Raw genomic sequence first — 26529 nt, 5'->3', positions numbered from 1 at the left:
TTATAACGAGAACGCCCGCGCCCCGCAAGCCGCGCCGAACCGTTGTAGAATGCGCGACCCTGTGTCTGCCCGGAATCATTAATGGATCGCCCGCGTTTTCAAGCCGCTTTTCTTCATCCACGCTACTGGCTGCTCTGGTTGGGGCTGGGGCTGCTCTGGCTGATCGTCCAATTGCCCTACTGTGTCCTGTTGCGCATCGGCCGTGTGCTGGGGCTGGCCATGTACCGGGTGGCCGGCGAGCGCCGGCGCATCGCCGCGCGCAACCTGGAGCTGTGTTTCCCGGAAAAGGGCGCCGCCGAGCGCACCCGTCTGCTCAAGGAAAACTTCGCGTCCACCGGCATCGCCTTCTTTGAAATGGCCATGAGCTGGTGGTGGGCCAAGCCGCGCCTGGCGCGCCTGGCCCATGTCGAGGGCCTCGAGCATCTGCTGCAGGCCCAGCGCGAAGGCAAGGGCGTGATCCTCATGGCGCTGCATTTCACCACCCTGGAAATCGGTGCGGCTCTGCTCGGCCAGCAGCACACCATCGATGGCATGTATCGCGAGCACGGCAATGCGCTGTTCGACTTCATCCAGCGACGTGGGCGCGAGCGGCACAACCTCGATTCCCTGGCGGTGGAACGTGACGACGTGCGCGGCATGCTCAAGCTGCTGCGTTCCGGTCGGGCGATCTGGTACGCCCCCGACCAGGACTACGGGATCAAGCAGAGCATCTTCGTGCCGCTGTTCGGCATTCAGGCGGCGACCGTCACCGCGACCAGCAAATTCGCCCGCCTGGGCAAGGCGCTGGTGGTGCCGTTCACCCAGGAGCGCCTGGCCGACGGCAGCGGTTACCGGCTGGTGATCCATCCGCCGCTGGAGGATTTCCCGGCTGAGTCCGAGGAGGCCGATTGCCTGCGGATCAACCGCTGGGTCGAGGTTTCGCTGCGGGCCTGCCCCGAGCAGTACCTGTGGACGCACCGCCGGTTCAAGAGCCGGCCGGCGGGAGAACCACGACTCTACGACAAAAAGCGACGATAAACCGGAGCAGCCCCTTGCTGTCGGGGAAGGGCCTGGTGTATCAGGTAGCTAGCTGACTGACGGAGTGTCGCGATGAGTCCAACTGAACCGGTTACCGGCCTTATTCTCTCGGGAGGGGGCGCACGAGCCGCGTATCAGGTGGGGGTATTGGCGGCCATTGCCGAACTGCTGCCGCCGGGGGCGAGCAACCCGTTTCCGGTGATCGTCGGTACTTCGGCCGGAGCGATCAATGCGGTCAGTCTCGCCAGTGGGGCGATGAACTTCACCGCGGCCATCGAGCGTCTCAGCGCGTTCTGGCAGAACTTTCGCAGCCATCGGGTACTGCGCAGCGACTGGCCCGGGGTGATTCACCAGGCTGCGCGGTTTTTCGGTCACAGCCTGCTTGGCCTGGGCTCACAGGTGCCGGTGGCCCTGCTCAACAGTTCGCCGCTGCGCGATCTGCTCAACGAGAAAATCCATCTGCCGGGTATCGAGCAGGCCATCGAGCATCACCAATTGCGTGCGGTGGCGGTGACGGCCTTCGGCTACGAGTCGGGGCAGGCAGTGACCTTCTACCAGGGCAAGGGCGCCATCGATTCCTGGCTGCGTCACCGGCGCATCGGCGTGCCGACCGAGTTGACGGTCGATCATCTGCTGGCCAGCTCGGCCATTCCCTTGCTGTTCGCCCCGGTCAAGCTGGACCACGAGTATTTCGGCGACGGTGCGGTGCGCCAGTCGGCGCCGATCAGTCCGGCGCTGCACCTGGGCGCCAGCCGGGTACTGGTAGTCGGGGTCAGCGGCAATTCCCGTGGTCTCGACACCCGGGCCGCGGTGGAGCGTACCTACACCGGCCAGCAGCCGAGCCTGGCGCAGATCAGTGGGCACATGCTCAACAGTACCTTCATCGACAGCCTGGAAAGCGACATCGAGCTGTTGCAGCGCCTGAACCAGTTCAGCCGGATGCTGCCGCCTCACCAGCCGCGCAGCCTGGGGTTGGCACCGGTGGATGTGCTGGTGATCGCGCCCAGCCGGCCTCTGGACGAGATCGCCGCCCGTCACCGACATGAACTGCCACCGGCGCTGCGCACCTTCCTGCGTGGCCCGGGCGCGACCCGCACCAGTGGCGCCGGAGTGCTCAGCTATCTGTTGTTCGAGGCGGGTTACTGCAGCGAGCTGATCGAACTGGGCCGCCGTGACGCGTTGGCCAAGCGCGATGAGTTGTGCCATTTCCTCGGTTTGCCCCATGCGGTGATGTTGCAGACAGCCTCGGCCAGTTGACCCGATCGATGGCGGTTGATCTTCTGTCGTCGGCTCAGCCCAGCAGGTTGATCGCCAGGTAGCGGGCCACCGCCTCCTCGGTGCAGGCACCGATGGTTTCGTGTCCGGGCAGCGCCTCTGTCACCTTGTGGTGCGCCGTGCCCATGACCAGGCCCTTGCCGGCGATCGTGAGCATTTCCACGTCGTTCATGCCGTCACCGAAGGCGATGCAGCGGCTCAGGGGGATGTCCAGGAACTCGGCGAGTCGTTTCAGTGCATTGCCCTTGGACACCGTGCTGGCCATGAACTCCAGGCAGAAGGGTGATGAAAAGGTGCTGTGCACGGTGTTGCCGAGCAGGGCCTTGAGTCGCGTGTCGAGCGCCACCAGGGCCTCGTGGTCACGCCCCGGGTGGATAAAGAAGAGCTTCTCGACACCCTGCAATGGAAATTCCCTGGCCGCGAGGATGGTCGGCGCAAAATTATCCTGCAGGGTGAAGGTGGCGAGCAGGGCGCGATCGGCGTTGGTGATCCAGCGGGAGTCGCAGTAGGCGTTGATCATCAGGCCCACAGTTCCCTGCGTGGCGTCGAGCAGGCTGCGCACCACGTCTTCGTCCAGGTACTCGCAGGCGACCAGGCTTTTGCAGGCGCTGGTGATGCAGGCACCGTTGGAGGTGATCAGGTGTACCGGCAGCGGGTAATCGTGCAGGATCGCTTCGACCTCGGGGCGGCTGCGTCCGGTGGCAATCACCACATGGCGACCGGACTCGACCAGTCGGTCGAGCACCGAGCGGGAATACTCACCGATCCGGTCGTTCGGAAGCAGCAGGGTGCCGTCGAGGTCGGAGGCGATCAGGCTGTACATCTCTCAATCCTTATGGTTTGCGCTGCTTTTTGTGGGGGCCGGCTCCCCCACCATCCCCCATGGGTTCCCGGCCTACTCGGCGATCTGCAGCTTGCGCGCCTCGGTATAGACGTAGCGTACCTTCTCGTACTCGAACGGCGAGTTCAACTGGCCATAGCGGAAGCTGGTGGTATAGCGCTTGTCGATGGCGCGCAGGGCGTAGATTTCCGGATGGTTCTCGCTGGTCTCGGAGACGTTGAGGAAGTTGATCTGCGATTCCGCCGCGAAATCGAACACCAGGCCGCCGGTGTCACGCAGGTTCGAGGGACCGAAGAACGGCAGTACCAGGTAGGCGCCGCCCGGCACTCCGTAGAAGCCCAGTGTCTGGCCGAAGTCCTCGGCCTGGCGCGGCAGGCCCATTTTGGTCGCCGGGTCCCACAGGCCGGCGATGCCGATGGTGGTGTTGAGCAGCAGGCGCCCGGTGGTTTCCAGCGAGCGCTTGCCCTTGAGCTGGAGCAGGCTGTTGAGCAGGTTGGGCACGTCTCCCAGGTTGCTGAAGAAGTTGCTCACGCCACTGCGCACGAAGCCCGGGGTGATGTAGCGGTAGCCGTCGACCACCGGCAGGAACACCCACTGGTCGAAGCGGTAGTTGAAGTGATAGACGCGACGGTTCCACGACTCCAGCGGGTCGTAGACGTTCAGCGCGTTGAGCGTCGAACGTTCGAATTCACGCTGGTCCAGCCCCGGGTTGAACTTGAGTTTTTTCAGCGGCTCGGTGAAACCGTCCGCATCGGGTACGACCGGGTCGTGGGCCTTGCTGTTGTCGGCCTGGGCGTAGCCGGCGCAGAGCAGGGCGGCGATAAGCATCAGATGTTTAGCCACGGAAGAACTCCAGCATGGCGTCGGCGTTGACGCGGTAATTGAGGTTGCCGCAGTGGCCGCCATGGGGATAGACGGTCAGGCGATTGCCGAAGGTGCTGCGCAGGAAGCCCAGGTCGCCAGGGCCGAGGATGACGTCGTCGGCGTTGTGCATCACGGCGATTTTCGGGCTGTCGTGCAGGTAATCCTTGAGGGCGTAGAGGCTGACCTGGTCGATCAGTTGCAGCAGGCTGCCGCCGTCGGTACGGGCGCGCCACATCGGAATCACCTGGTCGGTCAGGTAGCAGTCGAAGTCGCACTGCAGGGCGCGCTTGAGCATCGGCGTCAGGCTGGTGCCCTCGGTGATCGGGTACTTGGGCGGCGTGATCAGGCCGCGGCGGTTGATCAGGTCGGAGGTGAAGGCGATATCGGCCGCCGAGAAGCGGAAGGAGGTGCCGATCAGCATCGCCATCTGCTCGTTGGTCAGGTGCTGTTTGGACTGCTGGAAGTCGTAGAGCAGGGCGTCGTTGAGGTCGATGTAGCCCTTCTGCTGGAAGTAGCGGGTCAGCTTGGCCAGCACCAGTTCATAGAAGGTGGTGCTGTTGTTGATGCCCTTGACCTCGGTCTGCACCAGCTTGTCGAGGTTGGTGATGGAGGTATAGAGGTTGACCGGCGGATTGAGCAGCAGCACCTTCTTGAAGTTGAAGCTGCGCCGGGTTTCATCCAGCTTGCTGACGAACGCCGCATCCAGCGCCCCCAGGCTGTAGCCGCTGAGGTAGTAGTCGGTGACCGGCAGTTTCGGATTCTGCGCACGCACGGCCTGCATCACCCGGTACATGTCCTCGGCATCTTCCTTGGTGATGCCCGGGGTGGCGAAGCGCGAGGCGGCGCTCATGAAATCGAAGCTGGTGGGCGACGACAGCTGCACCACGTGGTAGCCGGCCTTGTAGTAGAGCTTCTTCAGGTATTCGTTGAGGCTGCTGTCATAACGTGCGCCGGTGCCGGCGATCAGGAAGATCAGCGGTGCCGCGTGATCCTGACGGGCGACTCGATAGGTGAGCTTCTTCACCGCCCAGAAGTTGTCCGGGAGGATGAACTCGCGTTCCGGACGCAGTTGCACGCTGTAGTCGGACTGGTCGATGTCATCGTCGTCGGGCAGCTCCGGACGCAGGTCCGGCGGGGTGGTGGCGATGGTCGCTTCGAACGGGTTGGTCAACGGGTAGCCATAGCTGGCGGCGTCGACATCGACCGCCAGCGCGGACGCACTCAGAATGAGACCGCCGACAAAAGTGGCGAGACGCAGGGAACGGAGCATGACTACATCCTTTAAAAGGCGATGCTGAATGGGAGTCGCAGGCTATGACCACTGGGGTACTGCCGAAGTGCCATGTCCGACGACGAAATAATGCAGTCGTGCGGCATTCATCCAGACAATAGCCCACAGACGATACACTTTGCCGCAGTTCGCTGACCAGTTAACCGTTGTTAAAGCTTGCAAGCAGCGCCTCGACGATTATGCTGGGCGCCGTTTTCGCCTATCGGAGCCGTTCATGTCCCGTCGTTTGCCGCTGATTCTGCTGCTTCTCGTTCTGCCGCTGTGGCTGGCTGCCAGTTATGGCGTGCGTTACGGGTTGATGGAGGATGGCCAATGGGTCGGCATCTGTGTCGATGAGGCGCTGCGCTGGGAATGCCAGGCGCGATCGAACCTGGGTTGGCTGATTCACTTCAAGGTACTGGGCTGGACTGCCCTGGGGGCGGCGGCGCTGGCATTCGTGCTGCCGCGCGGGGTCGGTTGGGGGCTGGCGGTGCTGGCGCTGCTGGTCGGGTTTCCGGCGCTGGCGCTGTACAACACCAGCCTGGCGGTGTTTGCGGTGGTGATCGCTGGTTTGAGGCTGGTGCGGGCGGCCTAGGGGCTGGCTGCAAAGGGGAGCCCGCAAGCCGGCTCCCACCGCTCAGCAGCAACTCATATGAAAGTCAGCGGCGAACACCCAGGCTGCGCCACAGCGCGGCGACCATCAGCACGCTGACCAGCGCCCAGCCCCAGGCCTGCGGGTTTTGCAGGCCTTCGCGATACAGCTGCGGCACGATACCGGCACCGATGATGAAGGCCAGCAGGGCGGTTTCTCCCGGGGCGCGCGGACCGGGCGCATCAGGAACGCCAGTGCCGGTAGCAGCAGTGCCGCGCTCGGGAAGCTGCGATAGCGCGGGTCCAACGCCAATTCCAGCATCATCACCGCCCCGGCGAAGCCAGTGCCGACCAGCAGCCAGCCGGCACGACGCTCCAACCAGGCAAAGACGCCCTGGCGCCAGCCCGAGCGCTCGCCCAGGGCCAAGGTCGCGTGGGCCAGTACCAGCAGGTTCAGGCCCACCAACAGGCCGGCCCAGAGCCATTCGCCAGTATCGCGGCTGGTCACTCGCGCCAGTTCGCCCCAGGCGCCGATGGAGCAGGCGGCCAGCGCGCCAAGCAGAGGCAGGAGCAGGGCATCACGACGACTGCGTACTGGCCCTCCGATCAGCAGGGTGGCGACGAACACCGCGGCACCGAATGCCAGCCATTGTGGCCAGTACGGCAGGTTCGACACCGGCCCTGCGAGTATGCCCTTGTCCTGGCGGTCGGCGTCGAACAGGCCCCAGTAGCCACCGACCGCGCCTTCGCTGCCGCGTTTCCACGGTTGGTCGAAGGCTTCGATCAGGTTGTAGTGCCAGCCGTTCTGTTCGGCCAGGTTGACGAAGCCGCGAATGAAGCGGGCTTCGTTGACCCGGCTCGGCAGGGCGGTCTCCCGCTGGCGGCCTTCACTCGGCCAGCCGGTTTCGCCGATCAGGATGTCCTTGGGCGCGAAACGGTTGCCGAAGGTCCGGCGGATCTGTGCCACATGGTCGATGGCCGCCTCGATCCCCGCCGGATCGTCCTCCCAGTACGGCAGCAGGTGGATGGTCAGGAAGTCCACCGCCGGTGCGACATCCGGATGGCTGAGCCAGAACTCCCAGACATCGGCATAGGTCACCGGCTGCTTCACATGGGCCTTGACCTTGTGGATCAGCCTCACCAGTTGCGCCGCGGTCACTTCCTTGCGCAGCAGGGTCTCGTTGCCGACGATCACCGCCGTGACCACGTCGGCATTGGCGTTGGCCGAGGCGATCAGCGCGTCGACTTCCTTCTCGGTGTCCACCGGGTTGCTGTTGACCCAGGCACCGATCATCATTTTCAGGCCATGCTTGCGCGCCAGTTCCGGCAGGGCTTCGAGGCCGGTCATGGAATAGGTGCGGATGCATTCGAAGCGGGTCGACAGCAGGGCCAGGTCGGCATCCATGCGCGCAAGGCGCGGCTTGAACGGCTGGTCGAACGGCGATTGGTCCTTGTCGAACGGCGTGTAGGACGCGCATTGCAGCTTGTGCGTCGGCGTCGCGGCATCCGGGAGGATCACCGGTTGGCCAAGGCCATACCAGAATCCGCAGAGGGCCAGGAGGCCCAGCAGGCAGGCAAACAGATAGGGCAATAGCGGAAAGCGGGCGGTGGCGGGCATGGTCGGGCTGTCTGGGGGCAAAGCCGCGCATATTACCCGGAAATACTCTGGCCTTGGGCTCGCGCAGTATTTTGTCATGCAAAGTCCGCAGCAACTGGATGAGGTGTATTCCCAACTGGGTGATTACTGGCTTTCTGATGTCGCTTCTCGCTGCCTTGAGGTCGCTGTCGGATCAGGTTGGTCGCCTGAGTGGGTTGATGATCGGAGTATCAGTACTCCGCTGATGATCGGATGGGTTTGGCCGTGAGGCGTGAAGGGGGCGCCGTGCACCATAACTACACGTTGATGCCGCCCGGCATCCGTCGGGCGCAGCACTTTCGGGGAAGTAACGATGAAAATGCGACGACTCTTAGGCGCAGGTGCCGCTCTGGTACTTGCCATCAGCTCCAACCTGGCCAGTGCCGAAACCAAGACCGTGACCATCGGTTACGTCGACGGCTGGTCCGACAGTGTTGCCACCACCAACGTGGCTGCCGAGGTGATCAAACAGAAGCTGGGTTACGACGTGAAGCTGCAGGCTGTCGCCACCGGGATCATGTGGCAGGGGGTTGCCACCGGCAAGCTCGATGCGATGCTTTCCGCCTGGCTGCCGGTGACCCACGGTGAATACTGGGCCAAGAACAAGGACAAGGTGGTCGACTACGGTCCCAACTTCAAGGATGCCAAGATCGGTCTGATCGTGCCGGAGTACGTCAAGGCCAAGACCATCGGCGACCTGAAGACCGACGAGAGCTTCAAGAAGAAGATCGTCGGTATCGATGCCGGTTCCGGTGTGATGCTCAAGACCGAGCAGGCCATCAAGGACTACGCGCTCGATGGCTACAAGCTGCAGGCCAGTTCGGGTGCGGCGATGATTGCCGAACTGACCCGTGCCGAAGAGAAGAACGAATCGATTGCCGTCACCGGCTGGGTGCCGCACTGGATGTTCGCCAAGTGGAAACTGCGCTTCCTCGAAGACCCCAAGGGCGTGTATGGCGCGGCGGAGACCGTCAACAGCATCGGCAGCAAGGAACTGGAAAAGAAGGCGCCGGAAGTGGCGGCGTTCCTGAAGAACTTCCAGTGGGCCTCCAAGGACGAGATCGGCGAAGTCATGCTGGCGATCCAGGATGGCGCCAAGCCTGAAGCGGCGGCCAAGGATTGGGTGGCCAAGCACCCGGATCGCGTCAGCGAGTGGACCAAGTAATTCCCCGAAGGCTCTAAATCGCAGTATCCGAGGCCGCCTGGCGTTTTCGCCCGGCGGCCTTCGCGTTTCCGCTCGTTGAACATTTGCCGCGCACAGGCTGAAACCGCGCAACTGAACTAATGTCGTTCTAATACTAAGGTCGTCTGGTTTCGGCTCCAGAGCCGCCTAAAGTGAAAAATGTTTCATCTCATCTGTGCTGCGAGGATAAAAACAATGAACGACAGCATTTACCTCTCGATCCAGAACAGCCCGCGCTTCAAGGAGCTGGTCAGGAAAAGGGAGCGGTTCGCCTGGATTCTCTCGGCGATCATGCTTGGCCTGTATTCGGCTTTCATTCTTCTGATTGCGTATGGACCTCAGGTTCTGGGCGCCAAGCTCAGTCCGACGTCGTCGATCACCTGGGGCATACCCCTGGGTATCGGCCTGATCGTCTCGGCTTTCGTCCTGACCGCCATCTACGTGCGTCGCGCAAACGGCGAATTCGACGACCTGAACAATGAAGTCCTCAAGGAGGCCCAGCAATGATCCGGCGTCTATCCGCGGCCCTGGGCCTGATGGCCTTCGCCCCCGCCCTCTGGGCAGCCGATGCGCTGACGGGCGAAGTGCACAAGCAACCCCTCAATATCCCGGCGATCGTGATGTTCATCGCATTCGTCGGTGCCACCCTGTGTATCACCTACTGGGCGTCCAAGCGCAACAAGTCGGCGGCCGACTACTACGCGGCCGGCGGCAAGATCACCGGTTTCCAGAACGGCCTGGCGATCGCCGGCGACTACATGTCGGCAGCCTCGTTCCTGGGGATTTCCGCGCTGGTGTTCACCTCCGGCTACGATGGCCTGATCTACTCGATCGGCTTCCTGGTGGGCTGGCCGATCATTTTGTTCCTGATCGCCGAGCGTCTGCGCAACCTGGGCAAGTACACCTTTGCCGACGTGGCGTCCTACCGTCTCGGGCAAACCCAGATCCGCTCGCTGTCGGCCTGCGGTTCGCTGGTGGTGGTGGCGTTCTACCTGATCGCCCAGATGGTGGGTGCCGGCAAGCTGATCCAGCTCCTGTTCGGCCTGGACTACCATGTGGCGGTGATCCTGGTGGGCATCCTGATGTGCCTGTATGTGCTGTTCGGCGGCATGCTGGCGACCACCTGGGTACAGATCATCAAGGCCGTGCTGTTGCTGTCGGGCGCCTCGTTCATGGCGCTGATGGTGATGAAGCATGTCAATTTCGACTTCAACACGCTGTTCTCCGAGGCGGTCAAGGTTCACCCCAAGGGTGAGGCGATCATGAGCCCGGGCGGCCTGGTGAAAGACCCGATCTCGGCGTTCTCCCTGGGCCTGGCGCTGATGTTCGGTACCGCCGGCCTACCGCACATCCTGATGCGCTTCTTCACCGTGAGCGATGCCAAGGAAGCGCGCAAGAGCGTGCTGTACGCCACCGGCTTCATCGGCTATTTCTACATCCTGACCTTCATCATCGGTTTTGGCGCGATCCTGCTGGTCAGCACCAATCCGGCGTTCAAGGATGCGGCAGGGGCCCTGCTGGGCGGCAACAACATGGCGGCGGTGCACCTGGCCAACGCCGTGGGAGGCAGCGTGTTCCTCGGCTTCATCTCGGCGGTGGCCTTCGCGACGATTCTCGCGGTGGTGGCTGGCCTGACCCTGGCTGGCGCCTCGGCGGTGTCCCATGACCTGTACGCCAGCGTTTTCCGCAAGGGCAAGGCCAACGAGAAGGACGAGATCCGCGTCTCGAAGATCACCACTGTCGCGCTTGGCGTGCTGGCGATCGGCCTGGGCATCCTGTTCGAGAATCAGAACATCGCGTTCATGGTCGGCCTGGCGTTCTCCATTGCCGCCAGTTGCAACTTCCCGGTGCTGCTGCTTTCGATGTACTGGAAGAAGCTGACCACCCGCGGGGCGATGATCGGTGGCTGGATGGGGCTGATCAGTGCGGTCGGGCTGATGGTTCTTGGCCCAACCATCTGGGTGCAGATCCTGCATCATGAAAAGGCGATTTTCCCCTACGAGTATCCGGCGCTGTTCTCGATGATCATTGCCTTCATCGGGATCTGGTTCTTCTCCATCACCGACAAGTCGACCGCGGCTGAAAACGAGCGGGCGTTGTTCCTCCCGCAGTTCGTGCGTTCGCAGACCGGCCTGGGAGCGAGCGGGGCGGTTTCCCACTGAGGGGTTGTATAGGCTTCTATATATAAGCTGCAGGCAAGCCAATGCCCCGATCGAAAGGTCGGGGCATTTTTATTGAGCCGCAAGCGAAGGTGGCTGTGAGAGCGCTTTCGCGGGCAGGCCCTGCTCCGGCGGGTTTCAGTTGCCTGCAGTCCCTGGGTTCGGCACCAGTCCTGTAGGAGCGGGGCTTGCCCGCGAAGAGGCTCGTCCAGGCAATACAGGCCAACCAGAGACGGCACAAATGAAAACGGCCTCTATCAAGAGGCCGTTTCCGGTGCAGCAAAAGGCGTTACGCGAGGCAAACCTTACTTGCGGTCTTCCAGTTTGGTGATGTCACGCGACTCGTAGCCGGTGTACAGCTGGCGTGGACGGCCGATCTTGTAAGGGCTGGAGAGCATTTCCTTCCAGTGGGAGATCCAGCCGACGGTCCGCGCCAGGGCGAAGATCACGGTGAACATGCTGGTTGGAATGCCGATCGCCTTGAGGATGATCCCCGAGTAGAAGTCGACGTTCGGATACAGCGAGCGCTCGATGAAGTACGGATCGGTCAGGGCGATCTCTTCCAGGCGCATGGCCAGTTCCAGCTGCGGATCGTTGGTGATGCCCAGTTCCTTCAACACTTCGTCGCAGGTCTGCTTCATCACGGTGGCGCGCGGGTCGCGGTTCTTGTAGACGCGGTGACCGAAGCCCATCAGCTTGAACGGGTCGTTCTTGTCCTTGGCCTTGGCGATGAACTTGTCGATGTTCGAGACATCGCCGATTTCATCGAGCATGGTCAGTACCGCTTCGTTCGCACCGCCGTGGGCAGGGCCCCACAGTGCGGCGATACCGGCGGCGATACAGGCGAACGGGTTGGCGCCCGAGGAACCGGCCAGGCGCACGGTGGAGGTCGAGGCGTTCTGCTCGTGGTCGGCGTGGAGGATGAAGATCCGGTCCATGGCCTTGGCGAGTACCGGGCTGATCGGTTTGATCTCGCACGGGGTGTTGAACATCATGTGCAGGAAGTTTTCCGCGTACGACAGGTCGTTGCGCGGGTACATCATGGGTTGGCCCATGGAGTACTTGTAGACCATCGCTGCCAGGGTCGGCATCTTGGCCACCAGGCGGACCGCCGAGATCTCGCGGTGCTGGGGGTTATTGATGTCCAGGGAGTCGTGGTAGAAGGCCGACAGGGCGCCGACCACGCCGCACATGACGGCCATCGGGTGGGCGTCGCGACGGAAGCCGTTGAAGAAGCTCTTCAACTGCTCGTGAACCATGGTGTGGTTCTTCACATTGCTGACGAACTTGGCTTTCTGCTCCGCGGTCGGCAGTTCGCCGTTGAGCAGCAGATAGCAGGTTTCCAGGTAGTCGGATTTCTCGGCCAGTTGCTCGATCGGGTAGCCACGATGCAACAAAATGCCGTTATCGCCGTCGATATAGGTGATCTTCGACTCGCAGGACGCGGTCGACATGAAGCCAGGGTCGAATGTGAACCGGCCCGTGGCCGTCAGGCCCCGCACGTCGATTACATCGGGACCAACGGTGCCGGTTAAAATGGGCAGCTCGACGGGGGCTGCGCCCTCGATGATCAACTGCGCTTTTTTGTCAGCCATGTGGCCTCCTATTTATGCTTGAAATCATCTGACAGGCCCCCACGCAGGGCCCGCACCACTATAGTGAGATAAATTCGAAAGTCAATTTGCCAAAAGTCTTACGGCATAGGGCTTTGAACGGCGCTTTTCCTCGAAATTGACGGCTATTTACGCCTTTTATCCGGTTAACGCAATGCACCCTTAGGGGTAGTCCTTTGCGTTGTCATTAGTAGCCTAACTGTCTATACTCGGCGTCCGACCGCCATGGGCTTTTAGGCCCGATTTATTGGGGGTCGTCACTCCCTGGGTGGTGGGTACCTGACCAGTGCACTTGCCCAACAACTTTGCCCTGATTGTTAGGGGCTCTTCAGTGTGAAAAAAGCCGTGAAAAGCCAACGACCTGTAAACCTAGACCTAAGGACCATCAAACTCCCAGTCACTGCTTACACGTCCATCCTTCACCGTATCTCCGGTGTCATCCTCTTTGTCAGCCTGGCCATCATGCTCTACGCATTGGACAAGTCGCTGAGCTCCGAGGAAGGCTTCGGTCAGGTGAAAGCGTGTCTGACCAGTCCGCTAGCCAAGCTAGTGATTTGGGGCATCCTGTCCGCCTTGCTGTATCACCTGGTCGCCGGTGTGCGCCATCTGATCATGGACATGGGCATCGGTGAGACGCTGGAAGGCGGCAAGCTGGGCTCGAAAATCGTTATCGCCGTTTCCGTGGTGGTAATCGTTCTGGCAGGAGTTTGGATATGGTAACCAACGTCACGAACCTCTCGCGTTCGGGCCTCTATGACTGGATGGCACAGCGTGTGTCGGCGGTCGTTCTCGCGGCTTATTTTCTGTTTCTGATCGGATACATCGTCGTCAACCCAGGCCTGGGCTACGCCCAATGGCATGAGCTGTTCTCTCACGGCTGGATGCGCATCTTCAGCTTGCTGGCCCTGGTGGCCCTGGGCGCTCACGCCTGGGTCGGCATGTGGACCATCGCGACCGACTACCTGACGCCGATGGCGTTCGGCAAGTCCGCGACTGTAGTGCGTTTCCTTTTCCAGGTGGTATGCGGCGTGGCAATGTTCGCGTACTTCGTCTGGGGTGTGCAGATTCTCTGGGGTATCTGATTCATGGCTAACATTCCAACGATTTCTTTCGACGCCATCATCATCGGCGGCGGCGGCGCAGGCATGCGTGCCGCGCTGCAGCTGGCTCAGGGCGGTCACAAGACGGCCGTGATCACCAAGGTGTTCCCGACCCGTTCGCACACCGTATCCGCCCAGGGCGGTATCACTTGCGCCATCGCTTCGGCCGACCCGAACGACGACTGGCGCTGGCACATGTACGATACCGTCAAGGGTTCCGACTACATCGGTGACCAGGACGCTATCGAGTACATGTGTCAGGAAGGCCCGGCTGCGGTATTCGAGCTGGACCACATGGGCCTGCCGTTCTCGCGTACCGAATCCGGCCGCATCTACCAGCGTCCGTTCGGTGGCCAGTCCAAGGACTTCGGCAAGGGCGGCCAGGCGGCACGTACCTGCGCGGCCTCCGACCGTACCGGTCACGCCCTGCTGCACACCCTGTACCAGGGTAACCTGAAAGCCGGTACCACCTTCCTGAACGAGTATTATGCCGTTGACCTGGTGAAGAACCAGGACGGCGCGTTCGTCGGTGTGATCGCCATCTGCATCGAGACCGGCGAAACCAGCTACATCCGTTCCAAGGCCACCGTTCTGGCCACCGGCGGTGCCGGTCGTATCTACGCCTCCACCACCAACGCCCTGATCAACACCGGTGACGGTGTCGGCATGGCCCTGCGTGCTGGCGTACCGGTGCAGGACATCGAAATGTGGCAGTTCCACCCGACCGGCATCGCCGGCGCCGGTGTGCTGGTCACCGAAGGTTGCCGCGGTGAAGGTGGTTACCTGATCAACAAGCACGGCGAGCGCTTCATGGAGCGTTATGCGCCGAACGCGAAGGACCTGGCTGGTCGCGACGTGGTTGCCCGCTCGATGGTGAAGGAAATCATCGCCGGCAACGGTTGCGGTCCGAACGGCGACCACGTGATGCTCAAGCTCGACCACCTCGGCGAGGAAGTGCTGCACAGCCGCCTGCCAGGCATCTGCGAGCTGTCCAAGACCTTCGCCCACGTCGACCCGGTCGTTGCCCCGGTGCCGGTCGTTCCAACCTGCCACTACATGATGGGCGGCGTTGCCACCAACATCCACGGTCAGGCCATCACCCAGAACGCCGACGGCGAAGACACCATCATCCCTGGCCTGTTCGCAGTGGGTGAAGTGGCTTGCGTATCGGTTCACGGTGCCAACCGCCTGGGCGGCAACTCGCTGCTCGACCTGGTGGTCTTCGGTCGCGCGGCCGGCCTGCACCTGGAGAAGGCGCTGACCGACGGCATCGAATACGACGACGCCACCGAAGCCGACATCAACGCGGCTCTGGCCCGTCTGTCCGCGCTGAACGCGCGTACCGAAGGCGAGGACGTGGCAACCCTGCGTCGCGAGCTGCAAAGCTGCATGCAGAACTACTTCGGTGTATTCCGTACCGGCGAATACATGCAGAAGGGTATCGCCCAGCTGGCCCAACTGCGCGAGCGTATCGCCAACGTCAAGATCAACGACAAGTCGCAGGCGTTCAACACCGCCCGTATCGAGGCGCTGGAACTGCAGAACCTGCTGGAAGTGGCCGAAGCCACCGCCATCGCTGCCGAAGTGCGCAAGGAGTCCCGCGGTGCCCACGCCCGTGAAGACTTCGAAGATCGCGATGACGAAAACTGGCTGTGCCACACCCTGTACTTCCCGGGTGAGAAACGCGTTGCCAAACGTGCTGTTAACTTCTCGCCAAAAACCGTACCGGCTTTCGAGCCTAAAGTCCGGACTTACTAAGGGTGGCCGCCATGTTGCAAGTCGAAGTTTATCGTTACAACCCTGACACCGACTCGGCTCCGAAAACCCAGGTATTCCAGGTCGATACCGGTGGCAAGGACCTGATGGTGCTGGACGTGCTGGCGCTGATCAAGGAACAGGACGAGGGCTTCTCCTACCGTCGTTCCTGCCGTGAAGGCGTTTGCGGTTCCGATGGCATGAACATCAACGGCAAGAATGGCCTGGCGTGCATCACGCCGCTGTCTTCCGTGGTGAAGGGTAACAAGCTGGTCATTCGTCCACTGCCAGGTTTGCCGGTTATCCGTGACCTGGTGGTCGATATGAGCATCTTCTACAAGCAATACGAGAAGGTGAAGCCATTCCTGCAGAACGATACGCCGGCTCCGGCCATCGAGCGTCTGCAGTCGCCGGAAGAGCGTGACAAGCTGGACGGTCTGTACGAGTGCATCCTGTGCGCCTGCTGCTCGACCTCCTGCCCATCCTTCTGGTGGAACCCGGACAAGTTCCTGGGCCCGGCCGCCCTGCTGCAAGCCTACCGCTTCCTGGCAGACAGCCGCGACACCAAGACTTCCGAGCGTCTGGCTTCGCTCGATGATCCGTTCAGCGTATTCCGCTGCCGCGGCATCATGAACTGCGTCAACGTATGTCCCAAGGGCCTGAACCCGACTAAGGCCATTGGTCACATCCGTAACATGCTGCTGCAAAGCGGCGTGTGACTCAGCTGTTGTAACCGTAGGACCGCAACACCCGTAGAGGCTGTGGCGCAGGCTTGAACCGGCGCCGCAGTTTAACCAGAGCAACGGCTTACAAGGCTGTTGCTCTTATTTTGAAGAAATGAAGACCAGCAGGGGCATCCGGGCTGGTACCCGGACTATCAGCGTGATTCTGAGTGGCTTGTTTTGGTCGCTGTATTCCGACTGCTTCAAGCTTGCTTGGTGTATTCGCCGGTGGTGTCCCCTAACCGAGGGTGACCAAGCATGCAAGAAAGCGTGATGCAGCGCATGTGGGAAAGCGGCTATCTTTCAGGTGGTAACGCAGCCTATGTGGAAGAGCTTTATGAGCTCTACCTGCACGACCCTAACGCTGTGCCAGAAGAATGGCGCACCAAATTTCAGACGTTGCCTTCCGACGGCAACTCTGCCACTGATGTATCGCACTCGACGATCCGCGATCATTTCGTGCTGCTGGCGAAGAACCAGCGCCGCGCTCAACCGGTTTCCGCCGGCAGCGTGAGCAGTGAGCACGAGAAGAAGCAGGTTGAAGTGCTGCGATTGATCCAGGCATTCCGGATGCGTGGCCACCAGGCGTCCCAGCTCGATCCGCTGGGACTCTGGCAGCGTCCTGCACCTGCTGACCTGTCGATCAATCATTACGGCTTGACCAATGCCGATCTTGATACGACCTTCCGTGCCGGCGACCTGTTCATCGGCAAAGAGGAAGCGAGCCTACGCGAAATTCACGAAGCTTTGCAGCAGACATATTGCCGCACCATCGGCGCCGAGTTCACGCACATCGTCGACTCCGAGCAGCGCCAGTGGTTCCAGCAGCGTCTGGAAAGCGTTCGTGGCCGTCCGACCATCTCCCCCGACGTCAAGAGCCACCTGCTCGAGCGCGTCACCGCGGCTGAGGGTCTGGAGAAATACCTGGGCACCAAATACCCGGGCACCAAGCGTTTCGGTCTGGAAGGTGGCGAAAGCCTGATCCCGATGCTGGACGAGATGATCCAGCGTTCCGGTTCCTACGGCGCCAAGGAAATCGTCATCGGCATGGCCCACCGTGGCCGTCTGAACGTACTGGTCAACACCTTCGGCAAGAACCCGCGCGAGCTGTTCGACGAGTTCGAAGGCAAGAAGAAGGTCGAGCTGGGCTCCGGTGACGTGAAGTACCACCAGGGCTTCTCCTCCAACGTGATGACCACCGGCGGCGAAGTCCACTTGGCCATGGCGTTCAACCCGTCCCACCTGGAAATCGTTTCCCCGGTGGTCGAAGGGTCGGTTCGCGCCCGCCAGGACCGTCGCAACGACGCCAGCGGTGACAAGGTACTGCCGATTTCCATCCACGGTGACGCGGCGTTCGCCGGTCAGGGCGTGGTCATGGAAACCTTCCAGATGTCGCAGACCCGTGGCTTCAAGACGGGCGGCACGATCCATATCGTGATCAACAACCAGGTCGGTTTCACCATCAGCAACCCGCTGGACTCGCGTTCCACCGAGTACGCCACCGACGTCGCGAAGATGATCCAGGCGCCGATCCTCCATGTGAATGGTGACGATCCGGAAGCCGTGCTGTTCGTGACCCAGCTGGCTGTCGACTACCGCATGCAGTACAAGCGCGATGTGGTGATCGACCTGGTCTGCTACCGCCGTCGCGGCCACAACGAGGCCGACGAGCCAAGTGGCACCCAGCCGCTGATGTACCAGCAGATCACCAAGCAGCGCACCACCCGCGAGCTGTACGCCGAGCGCCTGGTCCAGGCCAAGGTGCTGGACGACGCACGCGTCCAGGCCAAGGTCGACGAGTACCGCAACGCGCTGGACAACGGCCTGCACGTGGTCAAGAGCCTGGTCAAGGAGCCGAACAAGGAGCTGTTCGTCGACTGGCGTCCATACCTGGGCCATGCCTGGACCGCGCGTCACGACACCCGCTTCGATCTGAAGACCCTGCAGGAACTGTCCGCCAAGCTGCTGGAAACGCCTGAAGGTTTCGTGGTTCAGCGCCAGGTCGCGAAAATCTACGAAGACCGCCAGAAGATGCAAGCCGGCGGCCTGCCGATCAACTGGGGCTACGCCGAAACCATGGCGTACGCGACCCTGCTGTTCGAAGGTCACCCGATCCGCATGACCGGCCAGGACATCGGCCGTGGCACGTTCTCGCACCGTCATGCCGTACTGCACAACCAGAAGGATGCGACTACCTACATCCCTCTGCAGAAGCTGTACGACAACCAGCCGCGTTTCGACCTGTACGACTCGTTCCTGTCGGAAGAGGCGGTACTGGCCTTCGAATACGGCTACTCGACCACCACGCCGAACGCGCTGGTGATCTGGGAAGCCCAGTTCGGCGACTTCGCCAACGGCGCCCAGGTGGTTATCGACCAGTTCATCACCAGTGGCGAGCACAAGTGGGGCCGTCTGTGCGGCCTGACCATGCTGCTGCCGCACGGTTATGAAGGCCAGGGTCCGGAGCACTCCTCGGCCCGTCTGGAACGCTACCTGCAACTGTGTGCCGAGCACAACGTCCAGGTTTGCGTGCCGACCACCCCGGCCCAGATCTACCACCTGCTGCGTCGTCAGGTCATCCGTCCGCTGCGCAAGCCGCTGATCGTGCTGACGCCGAAGTCGCTGCTGCGTCACAAACTGGCCATCTCCACGCTGGAAGATCTGGCGGAAGGTTCGTTCCAGACCGTTATCCCGGAAGTCGACGCCCTGGACCCGAAAAAGGTCGAGCGCATCGTGCTTTGCAGCGGCAAGGTCTACTACGACCTGCTGGAGAAACGCCGTGCCGAAGAGCGTGACGATATCGCCATCGTGCGTATCGAGCAGCTGTATCCGTTCCCCGAGGACGATCTGGCCGAAATCCTGGCGCCGTACACCAACCTCAAGCATGCGGTCTGGTGCCAGGAAGAGCCGATGAACCAGGGCGCCTGGTACAGCAGCCAGCACCACTTCCGCCGTATTCTCAGCGCACACAACAAGGCGCTCGTACTCGAGTACGCCGGCCGTGACGCGTCTGCTGCACCGGCATGTGGTTATGCATCGATGCACGCCGAGCAGCAGGAAAAACTGCTGCAAGATGCCTTTACTGTTTAACGCCTCGCGCACCTGAAACCGAATTTAAGGAACCACAGATAATGGCTATCGAGATCAAAGCCCCCCAATTTCCGGAATCGGTTGCCGATGGCACCGTTGCCACCTGGCACAAGAAGCCGGGCGAAGCGGTCAAGCGCGACGACCTGATCGTCGACATCGAAACCGACAAGGTCGTACTGGAAGTCCTGGCTGAGGCCGACGGCGTTCTGGGCAGCATCATCGCCAACGAAGGCGACACCGTGCTGTCCGCGCAGGTACTGGGTACCATCGAGGAAGGTGGTGTAGCCGCCGCTCCTGCTGCTGCCGCTCCAGCCGCTGCCCAGGCCGCTGCGCCTGCCGCCGCTGACGGCGAAGACGATCCGATCGCTGCACCGGCTGCCCGCAAGCTGGCTGAAGAGAACGGCATCAACATCGCTTCCGTTGCCGGTACCGGCAAGGGTGGTCGCGTGACCAAGGAAGACGTGGTGGCTGCTGTCGCCGCGAAGAAGGCCGCTCCTGCCGCCGCTCCAGCCAAGGCCGCCGCTCCGGCTGCCACCGCGCCTGTATTCGCCGCCGGCGATCGCACCGAGAAGCGCGTGCCGATGACTCGCGTACGTGCCACCGTGGCCAAGCGCCTGGTCGAAGCGCAGTCGAACATGGCGATGCTGACCACCTTCAACGAAGTGAACATGAAGCCAATCATGGACCTGCGTTCGAAGTACAAGGAACTGTTCGAGAAGACCCACAACGGCGTGCGCCTGGGCTTCATGTCGTTCTTCGTCAAGGCTGCTACCGAAGCGCTGAAACGCTTCCCGGCGGTCAACGCCTCGATCGACGGTGGCGACATCGTCTACCACGGCTACTCCGATATCGGTGTGGCGGTGTCCAGCGACCGTGGCCTGGTGGTACCGGTACTGCGTAACGCCGAGCTGATGAGCCTGGCCGAAATCGAGAATGGCATCGCCACCTTCGGCAAGAAGGCACGTGACGGCAAGCTGTCCATCGACGAAATGACCGGCGGTACCTTCACCATCACCAACGGTGGTACATTCGGTTCCCTGCTGTCGACGCCGATCGTCAACCCGCCACAAGCGGCCATCCTGGGCATGCACAACATCAATGAGCGCCCGATGGCGGTCAAGGGTGAGGTCGTCATCCTGCCGATGATGTACCTGGCACTGTCCTACGATCACCGCCTGATCGATGGCAAGGAAGCCGTGTCCTTCCTGGTCACCATCAAGAACCTGCTGGAAGACCCGGCTCGCCTGCTGCTGGATATCTGATTTCAGCCGACGCGGGCGCAGGTATCGGCCCCGCCCGCGTGCGAATATCAGCTCCATCCCACGACGGTTCCCAAAAGGAACCGTCCGGTTTGATTCGATAAGGAATGACACATGACTCAGAAATTCGACGTGGTAGTGATCGGTGCGGGTCCTGGCGGCTACGTGGCTGCGATCAAGGCTGCGCAACTTGGCCTCAAGACTGCCTGCATCGAGAAGTACCAGGACAAAGAGGGCAAGCTGGCCCTCGGCGGTACTTGCCTGAACGTTGGCTGCATTCCTTCCAAGGCGCTGCTGGACAGCTCCTGGAAGTACCACGAAGCCAAGGAATACTTTGGTGTCCACGGTATTCAGGGTTTCAGCACTGACAGCGTTCAGATGGACGTTGCCACGATGGTCGGTCGCAAGGCCAACATCGTCAAGAACCTGACCAGCGGTGTTGCCACCCTGTTCAAGGCCAATGGCGTGACTTCGATCCAGGGCCACGGCAAGCTGCTGGCTGGCAAGAAAGTCGAAGTGACCGGTCCCGATGGCGTCGTCCAGGTGCTGGAAGCCGAGAACGTGATCCTGGCTCCAGGCTCGCGTCCGATCGACATCCCGCCTGCTCCGGTTGACCAGAAGGTGATCGTCGATTCGACCGGCGCCCTGGAATTCCAGGCCGTGCCAAAGCGTCTGGGCGTGATCGGTGCTGGCGTGATCGGTCTGGAACTGGGTTCCGTGTGGTCCCGCCTGGGTGCCCAGGTGACCGTTCTGGAAGCCCTGGACACCTTCCTGGTAGCTGCTGACACCGCCGTTTCCAAGGAAGCCCTGAAAACCCTGACCAAACAGGGTCTGGACATCAAGCTGGGCGCTCGCGTCACCGGTTCGAAGGTCAACGGCGAAGAAGTCGAAGTGACCTACACCGACGCCAACGGCGAACAGAAGATCGTTTTCGACAAGCTGATCGTGGCCGTTGGTCGTCGTCCGGTGACCACCGACCTGCTGGCGGCCGACAGCGGCGTGACCATCGACGAGCGCGGTTTCATCTTCGTAGATGACCATTGCGCTACCAGCGTACCGGGCGTCTACGCCATCGGTGACGTGGTTCGCGGCATGATGCTGGCGCACAAGGCTTCGGAAGAGGGCATCATGGTGGTTGAGCGCATCAAGGGCCACAAGGCCCAGATGAACTACGACCTGATCCCGTCGGTCATCTACACCCACCCGGAAATCGCATGGGTCGGTAAAACCGAACAGGCCTTGAAAGCTGAAGGCGTTGAAGTTAACGTCGGCACCTTCCCGTTCGCCGCCAGTGGCCGTGCCATGGCAGCCAACGATACCGGCGGTTTCGTCAAGGTCATCGCCGATGCCAAGACCGACCGCGTACTGGGCGTCCACGTGATCGGCCCAAGCGCCGCCGAGCTGGTTCAGCAAGGTGCGATCGGTATGGAATTCGGTACCAGCGCCGAAGATCTGGGCATGATGGTCTTCTCCCATCCGACCCTGTCCGAAGCGTTGCACGAAGCGGCGTTGGCAGTGAATGGCGGTGCCATCCACATCGCCAACAAGAAAAAACGCTAAGGACATAATAAGAAACCACGGCGGATCGCCCGTCGCGAGCCTTGTGCGCAAGACTCACCGCGGAACATCCGCTGGACGCAGTCTTGCGTCGTTGCACCGGGCAACCGGAAGACGATGCAAGCAGCAGTCACAGGTGGTGCGGCCCTGGTCACCAGAGCAGCACCGAATGCGCAGTACCTAAACGAAGACGGTAAAAAGCATGAATCTTCACGAGTATCAGGGTAAGCAGCTGTTCGCTGAATACGGCCTGCCAGTATCCAAAGGCTACGCGGTAGACACCCCGGAAGAAGCAGCAGAAGCTTGCGACAAGATCGGTGGTTCCGAGTGGGTAGTCAAAGCCCAGGTCCACGCCGGTGGTCGCGGTAAAGCGGGCGGCGTCAAGCTGGTTCGCAGCAAAGAAGACGCCAAAGCCTTCGCACAGCAGTGGCTGGGCAAGCGTCTGGTGACCTATCAGACTGACGCCAATGGTCAGCCGGTCACCAAGATCCTGGTTGAATCGTGCACTGATATCGCTAAAGAGCTGTACCTGGGCGCTGTCGTTGACCGTTCGAGCCGTCGCATCGTGTTCATGGCTTCCACCGAAGGTGGCGTGGACATCGAGAAAATCGCTCACGACACCCCTGAGAAAATCCTCAAGGCCACTATCGATCCACTGGTTGGCGCCCAGCCATTCCAGGGTCGCGAGCTGGCATTCCAGCTGGGTCTGGAAGGCAAGCAGGTTGCTCAGTTCGCCAAGATCTTCGTTGGTCTGGCCAAACTGTTCCAGGACCACGACCTGGCCCTGCTGGAAGTCAACCCGCTGGTGATCAAGGCCGACGGCGACCTGCACTGCCTCGATGCCAAGATCAACATCGACGCCAACGCCATGTACCGTCAGCCTAAGCTGAAGACCTTCCACGATCCGTCCCAGGACGATCCGCGCGAAGCCCACGCTGGCAAGTTCGAACTGAACTACGTCGCGCTGGAAGGCAACATCGGCTGCATGGTCAACGGTGCCGGCCTGGCCATGGGTACCATGGACATCGTCAACCTGCACGGCGGCAAGCCAGCCAACTTCCTCGACGTGGGCGGTGGTGCTACCAAGGAGCGCGTAACCGAAGCGTTCAAGATCATCCTGTCCGACACCAACGTCGCTGCAGTACTGGTCAACATCTTCGGCGGCATCGTTCGCTGCGACATGATCGCCGAAGGCATCATCGGCGCCGTGAAAGAAGTCGGCGTGAAAATCCCGGTTGTTGTGCGCCTTGAAGGCAACAACGCTGAACTGGGCGCCAAAGTACTGGCAGAAAGCGGTCTGAACATCATCGCTGCTACCAGCCTGACCGACGCTGCTCAACAAGTTGTCAAAGCTGCGGAGGGCAAATAATGAGCGTCCTGATCAACAAAGACACCAAGGTTATCTGCCAGGGTATCACCGGTTCGCAGGGTAGCTTCCACACCCAGCAAGCCATCGAATACGGCACCCAGATGGTCGGTGGCGTAACTCCGGGCAAAGGCGGCACCGAGCACCTGGGCCTGCCAGTGTTCAACACCGTGAAAGACGCTGTAGCTGCCACTGGCGCCACCGCCAGCGTGATCTACGTTCCAGCACCTTTCTGCAAGGACTCGATCCTGGAAGCTGCCTTCGGCGGCATCAAGCTGATCGTCTGCATCACCGAAGGCATTCCTACCCTGGACATGCTGGATGCCAAGGTCAAGTGCGACGAGCTGGGTGTTACCCTGATCGGCCCTAACTGCCCAGGCGTCATCACTCCGGGCGAGTGCAAGATCGGCATCATGCCAGGTCACATCCACTTGCCAGGCAAGGTCGGTATCGTTTCCCGTTCCGGTACCCTGACCTATGAAGCCGTGAAGCAGACCACCGACGCCGGTTTCGGCCAGTCGACCTGCGTCGGTATCGGTGGTGACCCGATCCCTGGTTCGAACTTCATCGACATCCTGAAACTGTTCCAGGAAGACCCGAAGACCGAGGCGATCGTGATGATCGGCGAGATCGGCGGTTCGGCTGAAGAAGAAGCGGCTGCCTACATCAAGGCCAACGTGACCAAGCCGGTCGTTTCCTACATCGCTGGTGTGACTGCTCCTCCGGGCAAGCGCATGGGCCATGCGGGTGCAATCATCTCCGGCGGCAAAGGCACTGCAGACGAGAAATTCGCTGCTCTGCAAGACGCAGGCGTGAAAACCGTGCGTTCGCTGGCCGACATCGGCAAGGCCCTGGCCGAGCTGACCGGTTGGGAAGTGAAGAAGTAAGCTTCGGCTGACTTCCCGCTTCAGGCAAAGGCCACCTTCGGGTGGCCTTTGTGCTTTCTGTCCTCCAGCTTGCAGGCATGGCTTGAGGGCCATTCGCGGACAAGCCCGCTCCTGCAGGGCGGTGGAGAGGGGGGAGTTCTTGCGGTTTCATATGAAATCGCGACAGCGAAGTGTCGCTTATCGGACAAATCGCCCTCAAACAGTGCGTTTTTTGTGCGAATTCGGTACTCTGGCAGCCATTTTGCGTTTGCGCCCCAAAAGGGTAGCTGCGCGCTAAACGGGTCAACCCCATACGGGTCGACAGCATTTCCCTAACCTGACGGGAAATCCCTCTCTAAATTCCGATTCAGCAGTGTGGTATTTCCTTAAATGAAAGTGTTGAAAGGTCAGGACATCCTGGCACTTGGCTTTATGACGTTTGCGCTGTTCGTCGGCGCCGGCAACATCATCTTTCCACCTATCGTCGGTTTGCAGTCCGGGCCCAATGTCTGGATGGCGGCGCTGGGTTTCCTGATCACCGCGGTCGGCCTGCCGGTCATCACCGTAGTCGCCCTGGCCAAGGTCGGCGGTGCCATGGACGACCTGAGCAGCCCGATCGGCAAGATCGCGGGCGGCCTGCTGGCAGCGGTCTGTTACCTGGCGGTCGGCCCGCTGTTCGCCACGCCACGTACCGCGACCGTGTCCTTCGAAGTGGGCCTGGCGCCGCTGACCGGCGAGAGCCCACTGGCGCTGTTCCTCTACAGCTCGGCCTACTTCCTGCTGGTGTTCTTCATCTCGCTGTATCCGGGACGTCTGCTGGACACCGTCGGACGCTTCCTCGCACCGCTGAAGATCATTGCCCTGGCAATCCTCGGTATCGCCGCGTTCGCCCTGCCGGCCGGTGACATCGGCAGCGCCACGCCCGAGTACGTCGCTGCGCCGTTCTCCCAGGGCTTCATCAATGGCTACCTGACCATGGATACGCTCGGGGCGCTGGTGTTCGGTATCGTCATCGTCAACGCGATCCGCTCGCGGGGCGTCGAGTCGCCACGGCTGATCACCCGCTATGCGGTGATCGCCGGCCTGATCGCCGGTGTGGGGCTGGCGCTGGTGTATGTCAGCCTGTTTCGCCTGGGGTCGGGCAGCCATGAAGTGGCGGCTGGCGCCACCAATGGTGCGGCGGTGCTGCATGCCTACGTTCAGCATACCTTCGGCTCGCTGGGCAGCGGTTTCCTCGCGGTGCTGATCTCTCTGGCGTGCCTGGTGACCGCCGTTGGCCTGACCTGCGCCTGCGCCGAGTACTTCAGCCGGGTCCTGCCGCTGTCCTACAAGGCCCTGGTGATCATCCTGGCGGCGTTTTCGCTGCTGGTGTCGAACCTCGGTCTGACCAAGCTGATCGCCTTCTCGATTCCGGTGCTGACGGCGATCTACCCGCCATGCATCGCGCTGGTGGCGTTGAGCTTCTGCAAGGAGTTCTGGCATTCGCAAGGTCGTATCGTGGGGCCGGTGATGCTGGTCTCGCTGCTGTTCGGCATGATCGACGCCCTCAAGGGCGCGGGTCTGGCCGATTGGTTGCCTTCGCAACTGTCCCACCTGCCGTTGAGCGAGCAGGGGCTGGCCTGGCTGGTGCCGTCGGTGGTCATGCTGGTGGTGGCTGTGGTCATCGACCGGATGCTGGGCAAGCCGAGCGAGGCGCTGGCCTGATATGAGGTTTTTTATCCGCTCGTCATGAGCGGGTTGTGGATGAAATGAAAGCCCCGTGTCGGATACGACATGGGGCTTTTGGTTTGGGCGTATTGGATATGTACAGCTACCCGGTTATCCGCAGGGGCAAATGATCCACCGGGCACCCAACTCACTCGTTCTGCATTTATCCACTGTTTCCCGGCAATTCCAAAACGGCCAGGTTATTGGCAGGGCAAAAAATAAAGCCCGCACAAGGCGGGCCTTACTTATGCAACTTGAGTTCTTTCGTGGAAAGAAGGAACTTCAGTCACTCAGGAGCCGGTGGCTTCCTTGGCGCTTTCCTCGGCTGCAGCCTTGTTCGATTCAGCCTGAGCTTTGGCAGCTTCGGCGTTTTCCTTGGCGGCCTCGTTCACTTTATCCTGAGCTTCGTTCATTTTTTGCTGAGCTTGCTCGGCGTGTTGGTTTGCGTCTTGAGCTTTGTCCTCGGATTTCTTATCGCAGGCAGCGAGACCCAGAGAAGCGGTCAGCATCAAGGCAATAGCTAAAGTCTTACGCATGGGGGTGTTGCTCCTTTGTGGAAATAGTGACTACTGGCCTTTTGAACGCCCGCCGATGGCTTAAGTTCCTTTATTTCCAAAGATATATAAGTGCTTGAGGCACGGAACTTTTTCCAATGCCC

Annotated in this window: 21 protein-coding genes and 1 pseudogene; 16 read left to right on the top strand and 6 right to left on the bottom strand. The window is 61.2% G+C overall.

The genetic code is table 11. The features are described from left to right. Positions 1–81: 81 nt before the first annotated feature. Positions 82–1017 carry a lipid A biosynthesis lauroyl acyltransferase gene (locus tag ACZ5KU_RS23975; protein WP_054057181.1) on the top strand — a complete coding sequence of 312 codons (936 nt, stop codon included), beginning with the start codon at positions 82–84 and terminating at the stop codon, positions 1015–1017. Between the two features lie 72 nt (positions 1018–1089). Further along, positions 1090–2274, top strand: coding sequence for a patatin-like phospholipase family protein (locus tag ACZ5KU_RS23970; RefSeq protein WP_054057180.1), 1185 nt, complete (start codon positions 1090–1092; stop codon positions 2272–2274). 34 nt (positions 2275–2308) lie between these two features. Here ACZ5KU_RS23970 and ACZ5KU_RS23965 read toward each other — a convergent pair whose 3' ends face one another. The 3 genes from ACZ5KU_RS23965 to ACZ5KU_RS23955 all read right to left on the bottom strand — a co-directional run bounded on the left by ACZ5KU_RS23965 (position 2309) and on the right by ACZ5KU_RS23955 (position 5267). Further along, the gene (locus tag ACZ5KU_RS23965; RefSeq protein WP_464736379.1) at positions 2309–3115 is read right to left on the bottom strand and encodes a Cof-type HAD-IIB family hydrolase; all 807 of its coding nucleotides are present in this window, start codon (positions 3113–3115) and stop codon (positions 2309–2311) included. 72 nt (positions 3116–3187) lie between these two features. Continuing rightward, positions 3188–3976, bottom strand: coding sequence for an MlaA family lipoprotein (locus ACZ5KU_RS23960; RefSeq protein WP_054057178.1), 789 nt, complete (start codon positions 3974–3976; stop codon positions 3188–3190). Continuing rightward, complete coding sequence (locus tag ACZ5KU_RS23955; RefSeq protein WP_054057177.1) at positions 3969–5267, bottom strand: serine/threonine protein kinase; 1299 nt, start codon at positions 5265–5267, stop codon at positions 3969–3971. The genes ACZ5KU_RS23960 and ACZ5KU_RS23955 overlap by 8 nt, the downstream gene beginning before the upstream one ends. A 235-nt stretch (positions 5268–5502) precedes the next feature. Here ACZ5KU_RS23955 and ACZ5KU_RS23950 point away from each other — a divergent pair, with 235 nt between their 5' ends. Next, complete coding sequence (locus ACZ5KU_RS23950; RefSeq protein WP_464736378.1) at positions 5503–5862, top strand: hypothetical protein; 360 nt, start codon at positions 5503–5505, stop codon at positions 5860–5862. A 64-nt stretch (positions 5863–5926) separates the two neighbouring features. Here ACZ5KU_RS23950 and ACZ5KU_RS23945 read toward each other — a convergent pair. Further along, positions 5927–7476, bottom strand: a pseudogene (locus tag ACZ5KU_RS23945) (glycoside hydrolase family 17 protein). A gap of 331 nt (positions 7477–7807) precedes the next feature. Here ACZ5KU_RS23945 and ACZ5KU_RS23940 point away from each other — a divergent pair. The 3 genes from ACZ5KU_RS23940 to ACZ5KU_RS23930 all read left to right on the top strand — a co-directional run bounded on the left by ACZ5KU_RS23940 (position 7808) and on the right by ACZ5KU_RS23930 (position 10839). Then, entirely contained in the window at positions 7808–8659 is an 852-nt protein-coding gene (locus tag ACZ5KU_RS23940; protein WP_054057173.1) for a glycine betaine ABC transporter substrate-binding protein, read from the top strand. Between the two features lie 213 nt (positions 8660–8872). Continuing rightward, positions 8873–9184 carry a DUF485 domain-containing protein gene (locus tag ACZ5KU_RS23935; RefSeq protein WP_017904749.1) on the top strand — a complete coding sequence of 104 codons (312 nt, stop codon included), beginning with the start codon at positions 8873–8875 and terminating at the stop codon, positions 9182–9184. Continuing rightward, a complete protein-coding gene (locus ACZ5KU_RS23930) occupies positions 9181–10839 on the top strand; it encodes a cation acetate symporter (protein ID WP_054057172.1) in 1659 nt (552 codons plus the stop codon). The genes ACZ5KU_RS23935 and ACZ5KU_RS23930 overlap by 4 nt, the downstream gene beginning before the upstream one ends. A 302-nt stretch (positions 10840–11141) precedes the next feature. Here the strand turns inward: ACZ5KU_RS23930 and gltA are convergent, their stop codons facing one another. Further along, positions 11142–12431 carry a citrate synthase gene (gltA, locus tag ACZ5KU_RS23925; protein ID WP_054057171.1) on the bottom strand — a complete coding sequence of 430 codons (1290 nt, stop codon included), beginning with the start codon at positions 12429–12431 and terminating at the stop codon, positions 11142–11144. Between the two features lie 351 nt (positions 12432–12782). Between gltA and sdhC the strand changes: the two genes are divergently transcribed. The 10 genes from sdhC to brnQ all read left to right on the top strand — a co-directional run bounded on the left by sdhC (position 12783) and on the right by brnQ (position 25868). Next, on the top strand, positions 12783–13169 hold the full coding sequence (sdhC, locus tag ACZ5KU_RS23920) for a succinate dehydrogenase, cytochrome b556 subunit (RefSeq protein ID WP_177057650.1): 387 nt from the start codon (positions 12783–12785) through the stop codon (positions 13167–13169). Then, positions 13163–13531 carry a succinate dehydrogenase, hydrophobic membrane anchor protein gene (gene sdhD / locus ACZ5KU_RS23915; RefSeq protein ID WP_054057170.1) on the top strand — a complete coding sequence of 123 codons (369 nt, stop codon included), beginning with the start codon at positions 13163–13165 and terminating at the stop codon, positions 13529–13531. Before sdhC ends, sdhD begins: the two co-directional genes overlap by 7 nt. Before the next feature lie 3 nt (positions 13532–13534). Then, positions 13535–15307 (top strand): succinate dehydrogenase flavoprotein subunit, encoded by a 1773-nt coding sequence (gene sdhA, locus ACZ5KU_RS23910; RefSeq protein ID WP_054057169.1) that lies wholly within the window; start codon positions 13535–13537, stop codon positions 15305–15307. 11 nt (positions 15308–15318) lie between these two features. Next, positions 15319–16023 (top strand): succinate dehydrogenase iron-sulfur subunit, encoded by a 705-nt coding sequence (locus tag ACZ5KU_RS23905; RefSeq protein ID WP_017902728.1) that lies wholly within the window; start codon positions 15319–15321, stop codon positions 16021–16023. Positions 16024–16284: 261 nt separating this feature from the next. Next, the gene (locus tag ACZ5KU_RS23900) at positions 16285–19116 is read left to right on the top strand and encodes a 2-oxoglutarate dehydrogenase E1 component (protein ID WP_054057168.1); all 2832 of its coding nucleotides are present in this window, start codon (positions 16285–16287) and stop codon (positions 19114–19116) included. 41 nt (positions 19117–19157) lie between these two features. Further along, a complete protein-coding gene (odhB, locus tag ACZ5KU_RS23895) occupies positions 19158–20378 on the top strand; it encodes a 2-oxoglutarate dehydrogenase complex dihydrolipoyllysine-residue succinyltransferase (protein WP_054057167.1) in 1221 nt (406 codons plus the stop codon). Positions 20379–20489: 111 nt separating this feature from the next. Then, the gene (gene lpdA / locus ACZ5KU_RS23890; RefSeq protein ID WP_464736377.1) at positions 20490–21935 is read left to right on the top strand and encodes a dihydrolipoyl dehydrogenase; all 1446 of its coding nucleotides are present in this window, start codon (positions 20490–20492) and stop codon (positions 21933–21935) included. 199 nt (positions 21936–22134) lie between these two features. Beyond that, on the top strand, positions 22135–23301 hold the full coding sequence (gene sucC / locus ACZ5KU_RS23885; RefSeq protein ID WP_010449065.1) for an ADP-forming succinate--CoA ligase subunit beta: 1167 nt from the start codon (positions 22135–22137) through the stop codon (positions 23299–23301). Next, a complete protein-coding gene (sucD, locus tag ACZ5KU_RS23880) occupies positions 23301–24185 on the top strand; it encodes a succinate--CoA ligase subunit alpha (protein WP_017902724.1) in 885 nt (294 codons plus the stop codon). Before sucC ends, sucD begins: the two co-directional genes overlap by 1 nt. Before the next feature lie 369 nt (positions 24186–24554). Continuing rightward, a complete protein-coding gene (gene brnQ / locus ACZ5KU_RS23875) occupies positions 24555–25868 on the top strand; it encodes a branched-chain amino acid transport system II carrier protein (protein WP_054057165.1) in 1314 nt (437 codons plus the stop codon). 293 nt (positions 25869–26161) lie between these two features. On the opposite strand, the gene ACZ5KU_RS23870 is transcribed toward brnQ, so the two are convergent. Next, on the bottom strand, positions 26162–26407 hold the full coding sequence (locus ACZ5KU_RS23870) for a hypothetical protein (protein ID WP_017902722.1): 246 nt from the start codon (positions 26405–26407) through the stop codon (positions 26162–26164). Positions 26408–26529 lie beyond the last annotated feature (122 nt).

This window comes from Pseudomonas sp. Tof1 (assembly GCF_055390395.1).
This window is presented reverse-complemented; position numbering and strand designations above follow the sequence as displayed.

Bases quoted from the DNA above. Each gene is read 5' to 3' on its own strand.
- ACZ5KU_RS23950 (WP_464736378.1), top strand. From the start codon at position 5,503: ATGTCCCGTCGTTTGCCGCTGATTCTGCTGCTTCTCGTTCTGCCGCTG.
- ACZ5KU_RS23955 (WP_054057177.1), bottom strand. From the start codon at position 5,267: ATGCTCCGTTCCCTGCGTCTCGCCACTTTTGTCGGCGGTCTCATTCTG.
- gltA (WP_054057171.1), bottom strand. From the start codon at position 12,431: ATGGCTGACAAAAAAGCGCAGTTGATCATCGAGGGCGCAGCCCCCGTC.
- ACZ5KU_RS23935 (WP_017904749.1), top strand. From the start codon at position 8,873: ATGAACGACAGCATTTACCTCTCGATCCAGAACAGCCCGCGCTTCAAG.
- ACZ5KU_RS23870 (WP_017902722.1), bottom strand. From the start codon at position 26,407: ATGCGTAAGACTTTAGCTATTGCCTTGATGCTGACCGCTTCTCTGGGT.
- ACZ5KU_RS23975 (WP_054057181.1), top strand. From the start codon at position 82: ATGGATCGCCCGCGTTTTCAAGCCGCTTTTCTTCATCCACGCTACTGG.
- sucD (WP_017902724.1), top strand. From the start codon at position 23,301: ATGAGCGTCCTGATCAACAAAGACACCAAGGTTATCTGCCAGGGTATC.
- ACZ5KU_RS23970 (WP_054057180.1), top strand. From the start codon at position 1,090: ATGAGTCCAACTGAACCGGTTACCGGCCTTATTCTCTCGGGAGGGGGC.
- odhB (WP_054057167.1), top strand. From the start codon at position 19,158: ATGGCTATCGAGATCAAAGCCCCCCAATTTCCGGAATCGGTTGCCGAT.
- ACZ5KU_RS23900 (WP_054057168.1), top strand. From the start codon at position 16,285: ATGCAAGAAAGCGTGATGCAGCGCATGTGGGAAAGCGGCTATCTTTCA.
- sucC (WP_010449065.1), top strand. From the start codon at position 22,135: ATGAATCTTCACGAGTATCAGGGTAAGCAGCTGTTCGCTGAATACGGC.
- ACZ5KU_RS23930 (WP_054057172.1), top strand. From the start codon at position 9,181: ATGATCCGGCGTCTATCCGCGGCCCTGGGCCTGATGGCCTTCGCCCCC.
- sdhD (WP_054057170.1), top strand. From the start codon at position 13,163: ATGGTAACCAACGTCACGAACCTCTCGCGTTCGGGCCTCTATGACTGG.
- lpdA (WP_464736377.1), top strand. From the start codon at position 20,490: ATGACTCAGAAATTCGACGTGGTAGTGATCGGTGCGGGTCCTGGCGGC.
- sdhA (WP_054057169.1), top strand. From the start codon at position 13,535: ATGGCTAACATTCCAACGATTTCTTTCGACGCCATCATCATCGGCGGC.
- ACZ5KU_RS23965 (WP_464736379.1), bottom strand. From the start codon at position 3,115: ATGTACAGCCTGATCGCCTCCGACCTCGACGGCACCCTGCTGCTTCCG.
- ACZ5KU_RS23940 (WP_054057173.1), top strand. From the start codon at position 7,808: ATGAAAATGCGACGACTCTTAGGCGCAGGTGCCGCTCTGGTACTTGCC.
- brnQ (WP_054057165.1), top strand. From the start codon at position 24,555: ATGAAAGTGTTGAAAGGTCAGGACATCCTGGCACTTGGCTTTATGACG.
- ACZ5KU_RS23905 (WP_017902728.1), top strand. From the start codon at position 15,319: ATGTTGCAAGTCGAAGTTTATCGTTACAACCCTGACACCGACTCGGCT.